This is a genomic window from Aminobacter sp. P4_H6_2, from assembly GCF_056400805.1.
Genome location: NZ_JBFUKO010000071.1, coordinates 1 through 15,469, shown reverse-complemented (window position 1 = coordinate 15,469; position 15,469 = coordinate 1). Strand labels below are relative to the sequence as shown.

Below are 15,469 nucleotides of genomic sequence, written 5' to 3'. Positions count from 1 at the left end.
GCGTGGAGGAAGGTCCGGCCCACGCGCGACCTTGCCATAGGTCTTTTCGGCGAGCGCCTTGACTGTATCAGGCTCGACATCGCCGGCAACGATCAGGATCGCGTTGTTGGGCGCGTAATACTGGTTGTAGAAGGCAGTCGCGTCGACCCGGTTGAGCTTTTCGATCTCATGCATCCAGCCAATCACCGGGATGCGGTAAGGCTCATTCTGAAACAGCGTCGCATCGACCTCTTCATTGAGTAGCGCGCCGGGGTTGTTTTCGATGCGCGCGCGGCGCTCTTCGAGGATGACGTCGCGTTCAGGCCCGATCACCGCATCGGTCAGCACCAGGTTGCGCATCCGGTCGGCCTCGAAACTCATCATCGTTTCAAGTGCCGCAGGCGTGACCGTCTGGTGGTAGGCCGTATAGTCATAGGTGGTGAAGGCGTTCTCGCTGCCGCCGATTTCGGCAACCTTCTGCCCGAACTCGCCGGCCTTGTGGTTAGATGTGCCCTTGAACATCAGGTGTTCGAAGAAATGCGCGATGCCCGACTTGCCGGGCGCTTCGTCGGCACTGCCGACCTTGTACCAGACCATGTGGGTGACGATCGGCGCGCGGTGGTCGGGGATGACCACGACCTGCATGCCGTTGTCGAGCGTGAAGCTGGTGACGGTCCAGTCACTGCGCGGTGCTTCGGCCAAAGCCGGCGCTGCCCAGGCCAGGCCCAAGGCAAGTGCGGTCGGCAGCGAACCTTTAGCCCGCAAGAATCCCAATGTCATCGACTGCCTCTGATTGTGGACGTGCCTGCCTTATAGGCTTCGGCATGAAGCGGCGGGAAGTGAATTGTTCGTAATGTTCGGCTCTGAAAGAGGCCGAAGTCAGGCGCCGCCAGCTATTCGGCCACGATGAAGCGGATCACGGTCTCGCCGTAGGAGCGCTCGTCGACGATGGAAAAGCCGGGGCCAGGCTCGAAGGAAGCCGTCGCGGCCTCCTCGACGACGCACAGTGCGCCAGGCGCGAGCCAGCCACCAGTGCGGGCCGAACGCAACGCCTTTTCGCCCAATCCCTTGCCATAGGGCGGATCGGCGAAAACCAAGCCGAAAGGCCCAARCGTGCCGGCGTCGCCAAGACCGATTGCGTCTCGGCGGAAGATCTTGGTTCGGCCCGTCAGGCCGAAGCTTTCGACATTGGTGCGGATGAGCCCGCGGCCTTCCGCGGACTCCTCAATGAACACGCAATATGACGCACCGCGCGACAGCGCCTCGATGCCGAGGGCGCCGGTGCCCGCGAAAAGATCGAGCACGCGCGCGCCTTCGAGCCTGTCGCCGAAGCGATGGGCAAGCATGTTGAACACCGCCTCGCGGGTGCGATCGGTGGTGGGGCGGATGGCGTTGTCACGCGGCGTGGCCAAAGGCCGGCCGCGCAATTCGCCACCAACAACCCGCATCAGCCGCGATCCCGGCGCGGGCCGCCCGGACGTCCACCGCGCGGACCATCGCCCTTGGGCTTGTCAAAGCGCGGCTTGTCAGAACGAGGCTTGTCAAAGTGCGGCTTGTCGCGCGGCGGCCTTGCCGCTGCTTCCGCCTTGGCCTTTTCGCTCTGCGGGCGTGCACCCGGTGCCATCCAGACATTGGCCTTGCGCGCACCAGGGGTTTCGAACGGCTTCTTTTCGCGTTCGTCACCCTTCTTGCCGCCGAACTTTGGCTTGTCGCCAAATTTGGGCTTGTCACCAAACTTTGGCTTGTCGCCGAACTTGGGCCTGTCGCCGAAGCTGGGGCGCTCGGTCGACAGACGGCCGAGCATATCCTCGCGGTGGCGCTCGTTGGAACGCTTGCGGTTCTTGATCAGCCCACCCTCGCCGATACGGCCACGTTCGCCGTCGCGCTGGAACTTCGGACGCTCCGGTTCTTCAACGCGTGGCGTCTCGTTACGGAAGGTCGGCTTGTTGGAGAAGGGCTTGACGATGTCGGCGTCGAAATTGGCACCCGACTCCTCGATCAGCCGCTCACCAAGCTGGTCACGCAGCATCTTGCCCTTGATCTCCTGAACATGGCCCTCGGGCAGCTCGCCGAGCTGGAACGGGCCGTAGGAGATGCGGATCAGGCGGTTCACTTCGAGGCCGAGCGCGCCGAGGATGTTCTTGACCTCGCGGTTCTTGCCTTCGCGCAGGCCAATGGTGATCCAGGCATTGCTGCCCTGCTCACGGTCGAGCGTCGCTTCGATCGAGCCATAAAACACGCCGTCGACAGCCATGCCGTCCTTGAGCCCGTCCAGGGTCTTCTGCTCGACCTTGCCGTGAACGCGGACGCGGTAGCGGCGCAGCCAGCCGGTTGCCGGAAGCTCGAGCACGCGCGACAGCCCACCATCATTGGTAAGCAGCAGCAGGCCTTCGGTGTTGATGTCGAGCCGGCCGATGGTCATCAGGCGCGGCAGTTCCTGCGGCAGCACGTCGAAGACGGTCTTGCGGCCCTCAGGGTCGCGATTGGTGGTCACGACACCAGCCGGCTTGTGGAACAGGAACAGACGGGTGCGCTCGATGGGGGGAATTTCCATGCCGTCGAGATGGATGATGTCGTCCGGCATGACGTTAACCGCCGGCGACGCCAGTATCTTGTTGTTGACCTTGACGCGGCCAGCGGCAATCAGCTCCTCGGCATCGCGGCGTGAAGCCAGGCCCGCACGCGCCAGGCGCTTGGCGATACGCTCGCCCGGCTCGGGTGCATCCTCGGGAGCGCGCGAACGCGGCTTGAAACCCTCGGTCACCGGACGACGGTCGCCATCGGGCCGTGGCCGGAACGCTCTCGCTTCGCCATCGCCGCGCTTCTCGTAAGGCCTGCCGCCCTCAGGGCGTGGCCCCGAACGGAACGGACGATCGCCACTTGCAGGCCGGGCCTCGCCGTCACGCGGGCGGAATTCGCGGTGCGGACGTTCGCCACCCTCGGCGGGGCGCGCACGGTATGGCTTGTCGCCGCCAAACGAGCGGCCGCCTTCGCGCTTTTCGTAAGGCTTGCCCTCGGGGCGCGGACCCTTGTTGAACGGGCGCTCGGAGCGAGCTTCACCATCGCGCGGACGGTCGCTGCGGAATTCGCCGCGCGGGCGTTCAGCACCTTCGGCTGGACGCGGACGATATGGCTTGTCGCCAAAGGAACGGCCACCTTCACGCTTCTCGTAAGGCTTGCCCTCGGGGCGCGGCCCCTTGTGGAATGATGCCGCCGAGCGTTCGGGACGCGCAGCACCATCGCGCGGAGCGAAATCGCGCTTGGGGCGCTCGACGCCTTCGGCACCTTCAGGACGCTTGGCGTATGGCTTCTTGGCATAAGGCTTGTCGCCGAACGGCTTGCTTTCGCGCTTCTCGTAAGGCTTGCCCTCGGGACGCGGTCCCTTGTGGAACGGGCGCTCGCCACTTGCCGGACGGGCGTCGTCGCGCGGACCGAAATCACGCTTGGGACGATCAGGACGATCGCCACCGCCTGCACCAGCAGGACGCGGTGCGTACGGCTTCTTCGCAAACGGCTTGGCGCCGCCCTCGGCGCGCGGCTTGCCGAATTTCTTCGGAGCGCCGTCACGGGCACCTGCGCCAGCTGGTTTGGAGCCGCCCTTGCGCGGGAATTTTTTTCGATCGTCGTCCATGGTGGCCTTTGCCCTTTTCGGCGGCTAGATAACAGGAAGCTCGGGGGTTAGCGAGGGGTAACAGGATGGTTGAGGCGTGAAACGGCCCGATTACATGGCATTGGCCTTCGCGGAGGCCGAAGCTGCCGCCCAACGCGGCGAAGTGCCGATCGGCGCGGTCATCGTCCGTGGCAACGAAATCGTCGGCCGCGCCGGCAACCGCACCCGCGAACTCAATGACGTCACAGCCCATGCCGAAGTGCTGGCGATCCGCGAGGCATCGGAGAAATTCGCCTCCGAACGGCTCACCGGCCACGATCTTTATGTCACGCTGGAACCCTGCACGATGTGCGCTGCCGCTATTTCGTTCGCACGGCTGAGGCGGCTTTATTTCGGCGCTGTCGACGACAAGGGCGGTGCGGTGGTCAGCGGCGTGCGCTTCTTCGCTTCGCCGACCTGCCATCACGCGCCCGATGTCTATCCCGGGATAGGCGAAACGCGCGCGGCCGAAATACTCAAAGGCTTTTTCAAGGCCCGCCGCGACCTCTAGGGGCCGCGGCGTATCTAACGTCAGATCAGAACGGCCACCAGCTGCTGCTCTTCTTGGCCTGCTGCTTCTTGCGGCGTTCCTTCTTGACCTCGTCCTCGCCGAGCTCGTCTTGAGCGGCGGTGCCGGCTGCCTGACGATAGGCCAGCGGCGGTTCGCTCAGATATTTGCGCGACGTGGTGCTGCCCTGCTTGCTCTCACGCAGGCGGCGCTCGATCTCGAGCTTGCGCTGCTCTGGCGTCCACTTGCTCATGTCAGGGCCGTTCAGCGCCGACATGTCGTTGATGACCTGAGGCTCGAAGTTCGGGTTGTCGCGGTTCTTGGTCGCGTCGTCGCGAATCCGGGCGCGGCGCGCCTCGGGCGATTCGGGCCAGTCGGCACTTGCTGTCTGAACGATATTGTCCTGTGGCGTCGGCAGTGCTGCCTGCGCGCCGGTCTTCGGCTTCACCAATTCCGGGCGCGGCTTGTAATCGATATTGTTGGTCTTCGGCTTTAACGACACGATGTTCGTCAAGTCGCTGGCAAGCTGATTGGTCGCCGACCTGTCGGTGCCATAGGTAGGCGCGCTCATGCAGCCCGTAAGTGCCAGGCCGGAAACGGCGAGCGACGCAAGCAAAGCTCCGCGCGCGCTGATGCGGTCCGTCATGCCAGTAATTTTCACTCGAACGCCTCTCGCTAGATGCCGGCTATGAGCCGTGTCCCGGTCCGTATGCTCATCCGACGGAAATCCGGCGACAAAATGTCTGCCGAAGTTTCGCGCTTTTACCTTAATGAGCCGTCAAGGGCAACGACCGGCCGGAGATCTCAGGCCGGTCGTTGCATTTCAGCAACCGATCACAGGCGACCCAGCGCCTGCAGTTCGTGCAGTGCCGCGGCGTCACGGGCGGACACATCGGCGAAAGCAGCGTCCGAGCCGACATCGCTTGTGTAGCGCCAGGAGCGCGCGCACTTGATAAGCCCGCGGCCTTCCGCCTTCTCCACAACGACCGCTATGCCCGGAACCTCGCGCAATGCGAAGGAATCGACCGGGAGGTCTTCATGGGAAATGACAAGATCGCTGGTGATGCTGATCTCGGCCAGGTCGATACCCGACAGGGCCTCTTCGAGCAGCGCGTCGTTCATGTAGACGACGGGAACCGCTTCCAGAGACGAGCCGATGGTCTTCTTGGCCCGCTCCAGCTCCAACGCTCCGGTGACAACGCTGCGAACCTGACGGATCTTGTGCCACTTTTCGGCCAGGGCTTCGTCGCGCCAGGCTGCAGGCACTTCCGGGAACTGCTCGAGATGCACCGACACAGCCTGCGGGTTGCGCTCCAGCCATGCCTCTTCGGTGGTGAAAGGCAGCATCGGCGCCAGCCACTTCACCAGGCAGTTGAACAGCTCGCGCACGACATGCACGGCTGCCTTGCGGCGGGTGCTCGACGGGGCATCGCAATAGAGCACGTCCTTGCGGATGTCGAAGTAGAAGGCCGACAGCTCAACGCCCATGAAGTCGATCAATGCACGCGTGATACGCTTGAACTCAAAGTCGTCATAGCCCTTGCGCACCAGCGCATCGAGCTCGGCAAGCCTGTGCAGCATCAGCCGCTCCAGCTCCGGCATCTCGGCAAGTGCGACCTCTTCGCCGTTATCATGGGCGAGCGTGCCGAGCATCCAGCGCATGGTGTTGCGCAGCTTGCGGTAGGCATCGATATTGGTCTGCAGCACGTTCTTGCCAAGGCGCTGGTCTTCCCAATAATCGGTGGTCATCACCCACAGGCGCAGGATATCGGCGCCCGACTGCTTCAGCACGTCCTGTGGAACGACCGTGTTGCCGAGCGACTTCGACATCTTGCGGCCTTCCTCGTCCATGGTGAAACCATGGGTGACGACCGCCTTGTAGGGCGCACGGCCACGCGTGCCGCAGCTCTCGAGCAGCGAGGAGTGGAACCAGCCACGGTGCTGGTCGGAGCCTTCGAGATAGACGTCGGCAGGCCACTTCAGATCGGGACGGTCTTCGAGCGTAAACGCATGCGTCGAGCCCGAGTCGAACCAGACGTCGAGGATGTCCATCACCTGCTTCCACGCCTCGTTGGCGCGGGAGCCCAGGAAGCGCTCGCGCGCACCTTGGGCGAACCAGGCGTCGGCACCTTCTTTTTCAAAGGCCTTGACGATACGGGCATTGACCGCCTCGTCCTTCAGCACATTGCCGTCGGCATCGGCGAAGATGGCGATCGGCACGCCCCAGGCGCGCTGACGCGACAGTACCCAGTCCGGACGATCCTCGATCATTGCGCGCAGACGCGTCTGACCGGCAGCCGGCACAAAGCGTGTGTCATCAATGGCTTGCAGCGCGCGGCTGCGCAGCGTCGTGCCGTCGCCAAGCTGCCTGTCCATGTAGACAAACCACTGCGGCGTGTTGCGGAAGATGATCGGCTTCTTCGAACGCCAGCTATGCGGATAGCTGTGCTTGAGCCTGCCGCGCGCGAACAGTGCGTTGCGCTTGATCAGCTCGTCGATGACTGCCTTGTTGGCGTCGCCCTTCTTGCCGTGATCGTCGATGACGCGGACTGCCCCACCCTCACGATCGGGACCGAAGCCCGGTGCGTCCTTGGTAAGGAAGCCGGCATCGTCGACAGTGAAGGGGATCGCCGGGTTGATGCCGCGCTTCTCCAGTTCGGCTACCGCGTCCATCCACGCGTCGAAATCCTCGCGGCCGTGGCCGGGCGCGGTGTGCACGAAGCCGGTGCCGGCGTCGTCGGTGACGTGGTCGCCGGCAAGCATCGGCACGGGGAATTCATAACCGCCGCCCAGGCCTTCAAGCGGATGCAAAAGCACAAGCTTTCCAAGCTCTTCGCCCGACACGCTGCGAAGCAGATTCAACGTGACCTTGGCCTTGGCCGCGGCCTCTTCGGCGAGTGCTTCGGCAAAGATCAGCCTTTCGCCCGGCTGTGGGCCAAAATCGTTCTCAGCCGCTGTGACCTCATACAGGCCATAGCCGATGCGCGGCGAATAGTTGACCGCGCGGTTGCCGGGGATGGTCCAGGGCGTCGTCGTCCAGATGACGACATGGACGCCAGTCAGCGTGTCCGAGCCGGTCGCGACCGGGAATTTCACCCAGATCGTGTCGCTCTCGTAATCCTGATACTCGACCTCGGCTTCGGCCAGCGCCGTGCGCTCGACCACCGACCACATGACCGGCTTGGAGCCACGGTAAAGCTGGCCCGACATGGCGAACTTCAACAGCTCGCCGGCGATGCGCGCTTCGGCGTGGAAGTTCATCGTCGTGTAGGGATTGTCGAAATCGCCGACAACGCCCAGGCGCTGGAACTCGGCACCCTGCACACCGATCCAGCCGGCGGCGAATTCACGACATTCCTTGCGGAACTCGTTGATCTCGACCTCGTCCTTGTTCTTGCCGGCAGCGCGGTACTTCTCCTCGATCTTCCACTCGATCGGCAGGCCGTGGCAGTCCCAGCCCGGCACGTAATTGGAGTCATAGCCGCGCATCTGGAACGAGCGGGTGATCACGTCCTTGAGGATCTTGTTCAGCGCATGGCCGATATGAATGTTGCCGTTGGCATAGGGCGGACCGTCATGCAGCACGTATTTTTCACGGCCAGCAGCGGTTTCGCGCAGGCGCTTGTACAGCCCCATCTTCTGCCAGCGGGCAACCGTCACCGGCTCCTTCTCGGGCAGGCCGGCGCGCATCGGAAACTCCGTCTGCGGCAAATAGAGGGTCTTGGAATAGTCGATCTTTTCGGACGTATCGGTCATCTGTCTTGCCATCGTCTTGCCCGGCAAAGTTGCCACGGGCGTTCAACTGTCATGATCTGGAAAGGCGCCATGCGGCGCGCAGGCAAAAAGTCCCGGACTTGCGGACAGCCTTAGGCCACCCGGAAGGCCGGGCCAGTAATTCGTATCGCAGTCGCGAAGACGGGCGCGAAAAATCTCATGGCCGCGCTTTTAGCGGAGGTGCCGCGCGGAATAAAGCGCCTAATTCGCTTGAGATCAAAGGTTGAAGTCGAACCGGTAGCTGGTCGAGACACCAACCGTCACCTGATCGCGCGACCCACGCTCCTTGACGATGGTGGAATCCGCTGCCGGTCCCATCAGCCTGGAGTACTCGGTGAACAGGCTCGCGGTGACATTATCGGTAGCCTTCCAGCCGATCGCGCCACCGATGCCAACCGAATTGATGCCACTGCCAGGATCATACTGGCCAAGACCGGATGCGGCCGATTGCTGCGCGTTCACGCCATAATAGGTTTCAAAATAGTCGGCCGACGCGAACGAAACGCGAGGCCCGCCCGAAAGTCGGATGTTCGGCGTGACATCGCGGTACGCGTCCAGCGCGATGTCGGCAACGAAACCGTTGTGCGACCTGATGCCATGGCGCAGCTCGGCGCGTGCCCGCAGCCAGTCGGTGGGATAGAATTCGAAGAAACCGCCGAGTTCGCCGCCCCAGGGGATGTCATCCAGTCCCTGCAATTCATCTTTGGCATCGCGGCCAAAATTGATTTTTCCGGCGATACCGGCGCGAACGACGCCGTCATCGATCATCGCAAGCGAAATGTTGTCGTTTCGCGAGGAATAGCGCAACTCCGGGCCAGCCTTGCCGAGCGACACGAGCGGCAGAGCACTCAGCATGTATTCCTTCGAGCCTTCGAAGCTTGGACGGACCATGCCGGTAGCACCGAGCGTCAGATACCAGTCGCCCGACAGCCAACCGAAGGCACCCTCGCCTGCCATTGCCGGACCGCTCGCCAGGGCAAGCGCCGAGGCCATTACCGAAATACGACCAATAGACGTCATCACAACCCCGCGTACGCCACAAACCCAATCGCCAGGAACGTTTTGGGTTTGATGCCAACAGCGTAAAATTTGAATTAAATTCGCATGCTGCCACAAACGTTTATTTCTCTGCCCCGACCGCCCGCCACTGGACCGACTCGGTTGCCGAGGCTAGCCTCCAAGATGGGCACAGTGCCACTCTTATTGAGGACTGATCATTTCAAGGAGACGGGTTCGATGGCTATTTCAGAACAATTGCCGCAAGTGCGCTCCAAATGGGGCTGGTTCGTAGCACTTGGCGTACTTGTGCTTGCCTTGGGCATCATCGCCGCAGGTAACCTTATGGTCGCGACCGCCGCATCGGTGCTTTTCGTCGGAACGCTGATGATCGTGGCCGGTGTGATCGAAATCGTGCACGCTTTCGGCGTGAAGACCTGGGGCACGTTCTTCTGGTGGCTGCTGAGCGGCATCCTCTATGTCGTCGCCGGCTACCTGGCTTTCACCAATCCGTTGCTCACGACAGCAATCCTGACACTGTTTCTGGCGATCAGCCTGATCGCGTCGGGTGTCATGCGTATCTGGATCGGCTTCACGAGCAAGGGGCTCGAAGGCTGGGGCTGGGTTGTGTTCTCCGGGGTCATCACCGTGCTTGCCGGCCTAGTCATTGCGGCCGGCTGGCCGGTAAACAGCCTGTTTATCCTCGGCATCTTCCTCGCCGTTGACCTTATCGTCCAGGGCATCACCTACATCGCCTTTGGCCTGGGCCTCAGGAAGGTTGCTTAAAAGGCGATAGCCTGGTCAAGTTCCGAGAGAGGGCGCACGCCAGAGAGCAGCGCCCTCGCCTCGGCTTCGTCCTGTTTCATCTGGGTAACCAGAGGGTCAAGGCCGTCGAACTTCACTTCGCCCCTGAGATAGCCGAACAGCGAAACGGACGCGACCTCGCCATAGAGATCGCCGGAAAAGTCGAAGACGAAAGTCTCGAGCAACGGCGCGCCATTGTCGTTCACGGTCGGGCGCCGGCCAAAACTTGCCACGCCGTCAAACAATGTGCCGTCGGCACGGCGGAAGCGGACGGCATAGATGCCCTCCTTCAGTCCCGTTTCGGGCGAGAGCCGCATGTTGGCGGTCGGAAATCCCAGCGTACGGCCAAGCTTCGCGCCGCCCACTACCTCGGCTTCGACCGTGTAGCGATAGCCAAGCAAGCCCGCGGCTTCGGCCGCTTCTCCCGCAGCAAGCAGCTCGCGGATGCGGCTCGAGGAGATGATCTCGGCACCCTCGTCGCGAAACGCGTCGACCAGGGTCACGCCAAATCCGTGTCGTTCACCCGCCGCCATAAGGAAGGCTGGGCCGCCTTGCCGGTTCTTGCCGAAATGGAAATCGAAACCGGTCACCACATGGCTGATGCCGAGCTGCTGCTCCAAGATGGCGGTGACGAAGTCCTCGGCTGAAAGGCTGGAAAACTCCCGCGTGAACGGCCGCTCTATCACGGCTGCGAAGCCGAGCGCCTCAAGAAGCCGCGCCTTAACATGGGGCGGCGTCAGCACGAACAGCGGAATGTCGGGGCGGAACACTTTGCGCGGGTGCGGCTCAAAGGTCAGCACGAGTGCCGGCACATTGTGCCGACGCGCCTCTTCCAGAGCGCGTTCCAATACCGCGAGATGGCCACGATGGATGCCGTCGAAATTGCCAATGGCAACGACACCGCCACGCAGCGACGCCGGCACGGCTTCCTCGCCTGAAACGCGGATAAAGCCCTGTTCCATCACCTTGCCTACCGAAGTTTCGGAATGGTGGCCACTGGTGCATAACCGTGCTTGTCGAGGAAGGCGGCAAGCTTGGCCGGATCTGGCATGTGTGCATGCTCGCCATAGTCGCGGGCGTGGATGCCACCGGAGACGTAGAGCACATCGATGCCGTTATCGGCAGCACCCTTGACGTCGGTGAACATGCCGTCGCCGATGGCGAGCGCCTCCGATCTGTCAACCTCGCGGCCGAGCACTTCGCCGGCAGCGGCGAGTGCCGCCTCGTAGATCGGACGATGCGGCTTGCCGGAAACCAGCGTGCGGCCGCCGAGCAGGCCATAGTCGCGGGCAAGGGCGCCGGCGCACCAGATCAATTCGTGGCCGCGCTCGACCACGATATCGGGGTTGGCGCAGATGAACGGCAGGTTGCGCGTGCGTAGCCTGCGCAACATCTCAGCATAGTCGTCGGGCGTCTCGGTCTCGTCATCAAAGAGCCCGGTACAAACCACTGTCGATGCCTCGAACTCCTCGACCAGGTCGACGTCGAGGCCATCATAGAGCGGGTAGTCGCGATCGGGGCCGATATGGAAGACGCGGCGCGGGCCCGAGCGGATCAGCTCGCGAGTGACATCGCCAGATGTGACAACCTGGTCCCAGGCGGATGTGGGCACACCGAGGTTGGCGAGTTGGGCGATGACGCCATCGCGCGGACGCGGCGCGTTGGTGATCAGCACCACCGCCACACCCTTCTCGCGCGCCGCCTGAAGGGCTGCGGCTGCTTCCGCAAATGCCTCAACGCCGTTATGGATAACACCCCAGACGTCGCACAGCAGGGCCGAATAGCGGCCGGTCAGCGCTTCGAGCGACGCGATTGATTGAGGCAAGCCCGCCATTGTCTGTCCTTCGATCGATCCCAACGGGAGAGATTGGCCGGTCGGCCAAGCAGCCCGGAATTATCCGAACCGGCCCGTCCTGTCACCAGCTTTCGCCTGATGCAGCCACAGCGGCGGTGCAAACTGCTCCCGCCAGCGGCTGCAAACCGTGCAGCAGCGCTCGTATGGTAAACGACAGGCTAAGCCGGGGCTGAATTTTCTCGGCTGCTCGGGAACCGCAATTTCATGGTTTTGCGTGACTTTATTAGCTTGAGCTTGGGGGCCAATTGCATGATCCGCAAATTCCTGAAGGACGAACGCGGCAACTACGCCATCATGACGGTGGCTGCGATGGTACCGATCATGGGCGCGCTAGCCCTCGCCATAGACTACGCCGAGATATCGCGAGAACGCGAGGCAACGCGCAACGCACTTGACGCGGCGGGCATCGCAACCGCGCGACGAATTGTCGAAGGCGTAACCGACGATCAGGCCAAGGCTTATGCGAAGAGTTTTTTCGAGGCAAATCTGGGCCACGTAAAGCCGGCCAATACGACACTTACCATCACCCTGCCAAATAACACTAGCGGCGGCGGCACCCTGAAGCTCGAAGCAGCGCTCAAATACGACCCGTATTTTGTCCCTGTCGCCGCCGCCCTGCTCGGCAAGGGTTCCGGCTCAACGCAGATCGATTTTTCAGCAAAATCCGAGATCCGCCTCAAGAACACGCTCGAAGTCGCACTCGTCCTCGATAATTCCGGGTCGATGGATTATATCGGCTCCGGTACCGGTAAAAAGCGCATGACGCTGCTCAAAGAGGCGGCGGCACAACTTGTCGATACGCTCTCACTTCAGGCCGAGCAGATGAAGCAGGTCGTCAATCCGGTGCAGTTCGCCGTCGTGCCATTCGCGGCATCGGTCAATGTCGGAGCTGGCAACTACAAGGAAACTTGGATGGACGCGACGGGTGTATCGCCAGTTCACCACGAGAACTTCACCTTGCCTGTAACTATTGGAACCAACAAGAAAATCGAACGCGTAGGCGAATATGTCCGCAAGACGGGCAAAGGCTGGGGCGCGAATGAAAACGATATTTTCACGCGCTTTACGCTCTACGACGACATGAAAGTCTATTCGAATTCCAATAAAACCCAGACCAAGGCCTACACCATCTGGCAGGGCTGCGTAGAATCCCGGCCTGCACCGTACAATATGCTCGACACCGCACCGACCCCCTCGCATCCGGAAACCTATTTCGTGCCGATGTTTGCACCGGATGAGTGGGATAAAACCAACAACGACAATGCTTTGAACAGCTGGTGGTCCGATAACACGACCCCCACCAACAACTACACATCGGCAAACGCCGCTGCCAGGCAGCGCGACCTCGCCAAATACTACAACGTCATCCAGAGCTATGGCGCTACGGTCAAGAGTGGTGAGGGACCGCACTACAGCTGCACGACCAAGCCAATCACGCCATTGACCGACGTTTCCAAACCGGCAGGCGTTACCGCCATAAAGGCGGCAATCACCGCCATGGCATCAAGCGGAGCGACCAACGTTCCGGAAGGCCTGGCCTGGGGTTGGCGTGTATTGTCGAGCGGGCCCCCATTTACCGGCGGACGACCGGAAACCGAAAAAGGCAATGACAAGGTGGTCATCGTTTTGACCGACGGCGCGAACACTTACTATCCCTTGAGTTTCTTCGGCGTGACCGACCTGGCTGGAAGCAAATCGAGCTACTCTGCGTACGGGTATGCTGGACAGGCGCCTATTGGTGGCTCGGATACCAGGCTGTTTATGGCTCAGCCAACAACCGGCTTCGACAAGACCCAGCACACGGAGGCCAACTACACCGTCGCCATGAACAACCACATGGCAACCACATGTACGAACGCAAAAGACAAAGGCGGCATCATCGTCATGACGGTTGCGCTCGATCTCGATCCGACAAAAGGCACAGCGGCCGAAAAAAAAGCGACCGCAGCCCAGATCGAAGGCCTGAAATCCTGCGCTTCGGAGTCGCGCTTCCGCAAGGACGCAAGCGGCAAGCCGGAAAAGCTGTTCTTCAACACGACCAGCGGCGACCTGGTTGAAACTTTCAAGAAAATCGCGGACGAACTGTCCAACCTGCGCATCGTTGGTTGACGAAAATCGCCTGCCAACGGACTGAAAAAAGCGCCCTCCTCGCGGATGGGCGCCTTTTTCTTGTCAGTCCATGTGTGCGGCGGGTGCACCGCCGACCGGTTGAGCCGTCGGCTTGCGCAGCAGCAGTGCCAGCGGGATGGCACAGAGCGAGACGATCATCATCAGCTTGAAGTCGTCGATGTAAGAGATCATCAGTGACTGGATATTGACCATCCCATCGATCTGCGTCAGCGCCAACGGGTCCCCCGCTGCCGCACCGGGCGACACAGCCATGAGGTTGGGGTTGAACGCTGTGATGTTCGTTGACAGTTCCGCATGGTTGATCTGGATGTTGCGGGTCAACAGCACAGAGACAATCGAAATGCCGATCGACGATCCGATATTGCGAACGAGGCTGAACAGGCTCGCCGCATCGGTGCGGTGACGCGGCGCAAGCGTCGCGAACGCCACAGTCGACAACGGCACGAACACCAGGCCGAGCCCCAGCCCCTGGATCACGCCTGTCGAGATGATCAGGAAAGCATCCATCTGCGGCGTGAAGCCTGTCATGTAATAGAGCGAGAGCGCCGTCAGCAGCAGGCCGGCGACAACCAGATAGCGGTTATCGACCAGACGCACCAATCGCCCGACAAGCAGCATCGAGACCATGGTGCCGACGCCGCGCGGCGCCATGACCAGGCCGGTGGTGATGGTCGGATAGCCGTAGATGCGCGTCAGCATCGGCGGCAGAAGCGCAAGGCTAGCCAGCAGGATGACGCCGATGACGAAGATGAACACCAGACCGGTCACGAAATTGCGGTCGGTGAATATCTTCGGGTCCAAAAACGTGTGTTCGGAGGTCGCCATATGCACGGCGAAGACCCAGAAACCGGTTATGGCGAGTCCGAGCTCGATCCATATCTCGGCCGCCGAAAACCAGTCGACCTCGCCGCCGCGGTCGAGCATGAGCTGGAGCGCGCCGACGCCAAGCGACAGCATGGCAAAACCGAAGAAATCGAAGCCGCGCAGGCGCTTGACGATAGTGGGCAAATAGGCGGCTGAGCCCAGGAAAGCGACGATGCCCACCGGCAGGTTGATGAAGAACACCCAACGCCAGTTGAAGCTTTCAGTCAGCCAGCCGCCGAGCGTCGGGCCGATGATCGGCCCGACCATGATGCCGGCACCCCACATGGCCATGGCCTGGCCGTGGCGTTCCTTGGGATTGATGTCGAGCAGGAAGGTCTGGCTCAGCGGCACGATCGCCGCGCCGAACACGCCTTGAAGCAGGCGGAACAGCACCATCGACTCGAGGCTCCAGGCAACACCGCAGAGCATCGACATGATAGTGAAGCCGACGACGGAAACGAGGAACAGTTCCTTGCGGCCGAAGCGGTCCGACAGCCAGCCGGTGAGCGGCGTCATGATGGCAGCGGCGACGATGTAGGACGTCAGCACCCAGTTGATGGTGTCTTGGGATGCGCCGAGGTCGCCGACCATCGAGGGCAACGCAACGTTGGCGATGGTGGTGTCGAGCACCTGCATCACCGTCGCCAGCATGATGGCGATGGTGATCAGGCCGCGATGCGGCACCTCAGTAAGTGACTTAGTGGCTGACTGGCTCATTCGACCAACTCTTGCGACCAACTTGGGACCTGCGGTCGTCAGGCGGCGACCCGAAAAATCGGAGGGCCGGCCGCTTAGACGGCCGGATCAGTCCGGGACTTTAAGCGCGCCGCTGTGGCGCGGATTATTCCGCGGCCACCGCGTGGCCGAAGATGCTGCCAAAGCCGCGGGACTTGCCGGTGTCGATCGACAC

The 15,469-nt window shown here is 61.9% G+C and carries 12 protein-coding genes; 3 read left to right on the top strand and 9 right to left on the bottom strand.

From position 1 onward, the window contains the following. The 3 genes from AC1DUU_RS08465 to AC1DUU_RS08455 all read right to left on the bottom strand — a co-directional run. Window positions 1-759: M16 family metallopeptidase (locus AC1DUU_RS08465; RefSeq protein ID WP_476782976.1), on the bottom strand; the 759-nt coding region annotated here is incomplete at its 3' end. A 113-nt stretch (window positions 760-872) separates the two neighbouring features. Beyond that, a complete protein-coding gene (gene rsmD, locus AC1DUU_RS08460; protein WP_476782975.1) occupies window positions 873-1,427 on the bottom strand; it encodes a 16S rRNA (guanine(966)-N(2))-methyltransferase RsmD in 555 nt (184 codons plus the stop codon). Next, the gene (locus tag AC1DUU_RS08455; RefSeq protein WP_476782974.1) at window positions 1,427-3,610 is read right to left on the bottom strand and encodes a pseudouridine synthase; all 2,184 of its coding nucleotides are present in this window, start codon (window positions 3,608-3,610) and stop codon (window positions 1,427-1,429) included. The genes rsmD and AC1DUU_RS08455 overlap by 1 nt, the downstream gene beginning before the upstream one ends. A 76-nt stretch (window positions 3,611-3,686) precedes the next feature. Between AC1DUU_RS08455 and AC1DUU_RS08450 the strand changes: the two genes are divergently transcribed. After that, window positions 3,687-4,139, top strand: coding sequence for a nucleoside deaminase (locus tag AC1DUU_RS08450; RefSeq protein ID WP_476782973.1), 453 nt, complete (start codon window positions 3,687-3,689; stop codon window positions 4,137-4,139). Between the two features lie 25 nt (window positions 4,140-4,164). On the opposite strand, the gene AC1DUU_RS08445 is transcribed toward AC1DUU_RS08450, so the two are convergent. From AC1DUU_RS08445 to AC1DUU_RS08435, 3 genes are all read right to left on the bottom strand, one after another. Continuing rightward, window positions 4,165-4,782, bottom strand: a complete 618-nt coding sequence (locus AC1DUU_RS08445; protein ID WP_476782972.1) for a hypothetical protein — start codon at window positions 4,780-4,782, stop codon at window positions 4,165-4,167. 188 nt (window positions 4,783-4,970) lie between these two features. After that, entirely contained in the window at window positions 4,971-7,892 is a 2,922-nt protein-coding gene (gene ileS, locus AC1DUU_RS08440) for an isoleucine--tRNA ligase (protein ID WP_476782971.1), read from the bottom strand. Window positions 7,893-8,126: 234 nt separating this feature from the next. Then, window positions 8,127-8,930, bottom strand: coding sequence for a MipA/OmpV family protein (locus AC1DUU_RS08435; RefSeq protein WP_476782977.1), 804 nt, complete (start codon window positions 8,928-8,930; stop codon window positions 8,127-8,129). 216 nt (window positions 8,931-9,146) lie between these two features. Here AC1DUU_RS08435 and AC1DUU_RS08430 point away from each other — a divergent pair, with 216 nt between their 5' ends. Beyond that, window positions 9,147-9,692, top strand: a complete 546-nt coding sequence (locus AC1DUU_RS08430; RefSeq protein WP_476782970.1) for an HdeD family acid-resistance protein — start codon at window positions 9,147-9,149, stop codon at window positions 9,690-9,692. Here the strand turns inward: AC1DUU_RS08430 and AC1DUU_RS08425 are convergent. Both AC1DUU_RS08425 and AC1DUU_RS08420 read right to left on the bottom strand, forming a co-directional pair. Continuing rightward, a complete protein-coding gene (locus tag AC1DUU_RS08425) occupies window positions 9,689-10,672 on the bottom strand; it encodes a bifunctional riboflavin kinase/FAD synthetase (protein ID WP_476782969.1) in 984 nt (327 codons plus the stop codon). The genes AC1DUU_RS08430 and AC1DUU_RS08425 overlap by 4 nt on opposite strands. Window positions 10,673-10,680: 8 nt before the next feature. Then, a complete protein-coding gene (locus tag AC1DUU_RS08420; RefSeq protein ID WP_476782968.1) occupies window positions 10,681-11,544 on the bottom strand; it encodes a TIGR01459 family HAD-type hydrolase in 864 nt (287 codons plus the stop codon). A 270-nt stretch (window positions 11,545-11,814) separates the two neighbouring features. Between AC1DUU_RS08420 and AC1DUU_RS08415 the strand changes: the two genes are divergently transcribed. Further along, window positions 11,815-13,674, top strand: a complete 1,860-nt coding sequence (locus AC1DUU_RS08415; RefSeq protein ID WP_476782967.1) for a pilus assembly protein TadG-related protein — start codon at window positions 11,815-11,817, stop codon at window positions 13,672-13,674. A gap of 63 nt (window positions 13,675-13,737) precedes the next feature. Here AC1DUU_RS08415 and AC1DUU_RS08410 read toward each other — a convergent pair whose 3' ends face one another. Next, the gene (locus AC1DUU_RS08410) at window positions 13,738-15,276 is read right to left on the bottom strand and encodes a DHA2 family efflux MFS transporter permease subunit (protein ID WP_476782966.1); all 1,539 of its coding nucleotides are present in this window, start codon (window positions 15,274-15,276) and stop codon (window positions 13,738-13,740) included. Between the last annotated feature and the right edge of the window lie 193 nt (window positions 15,277-15,469).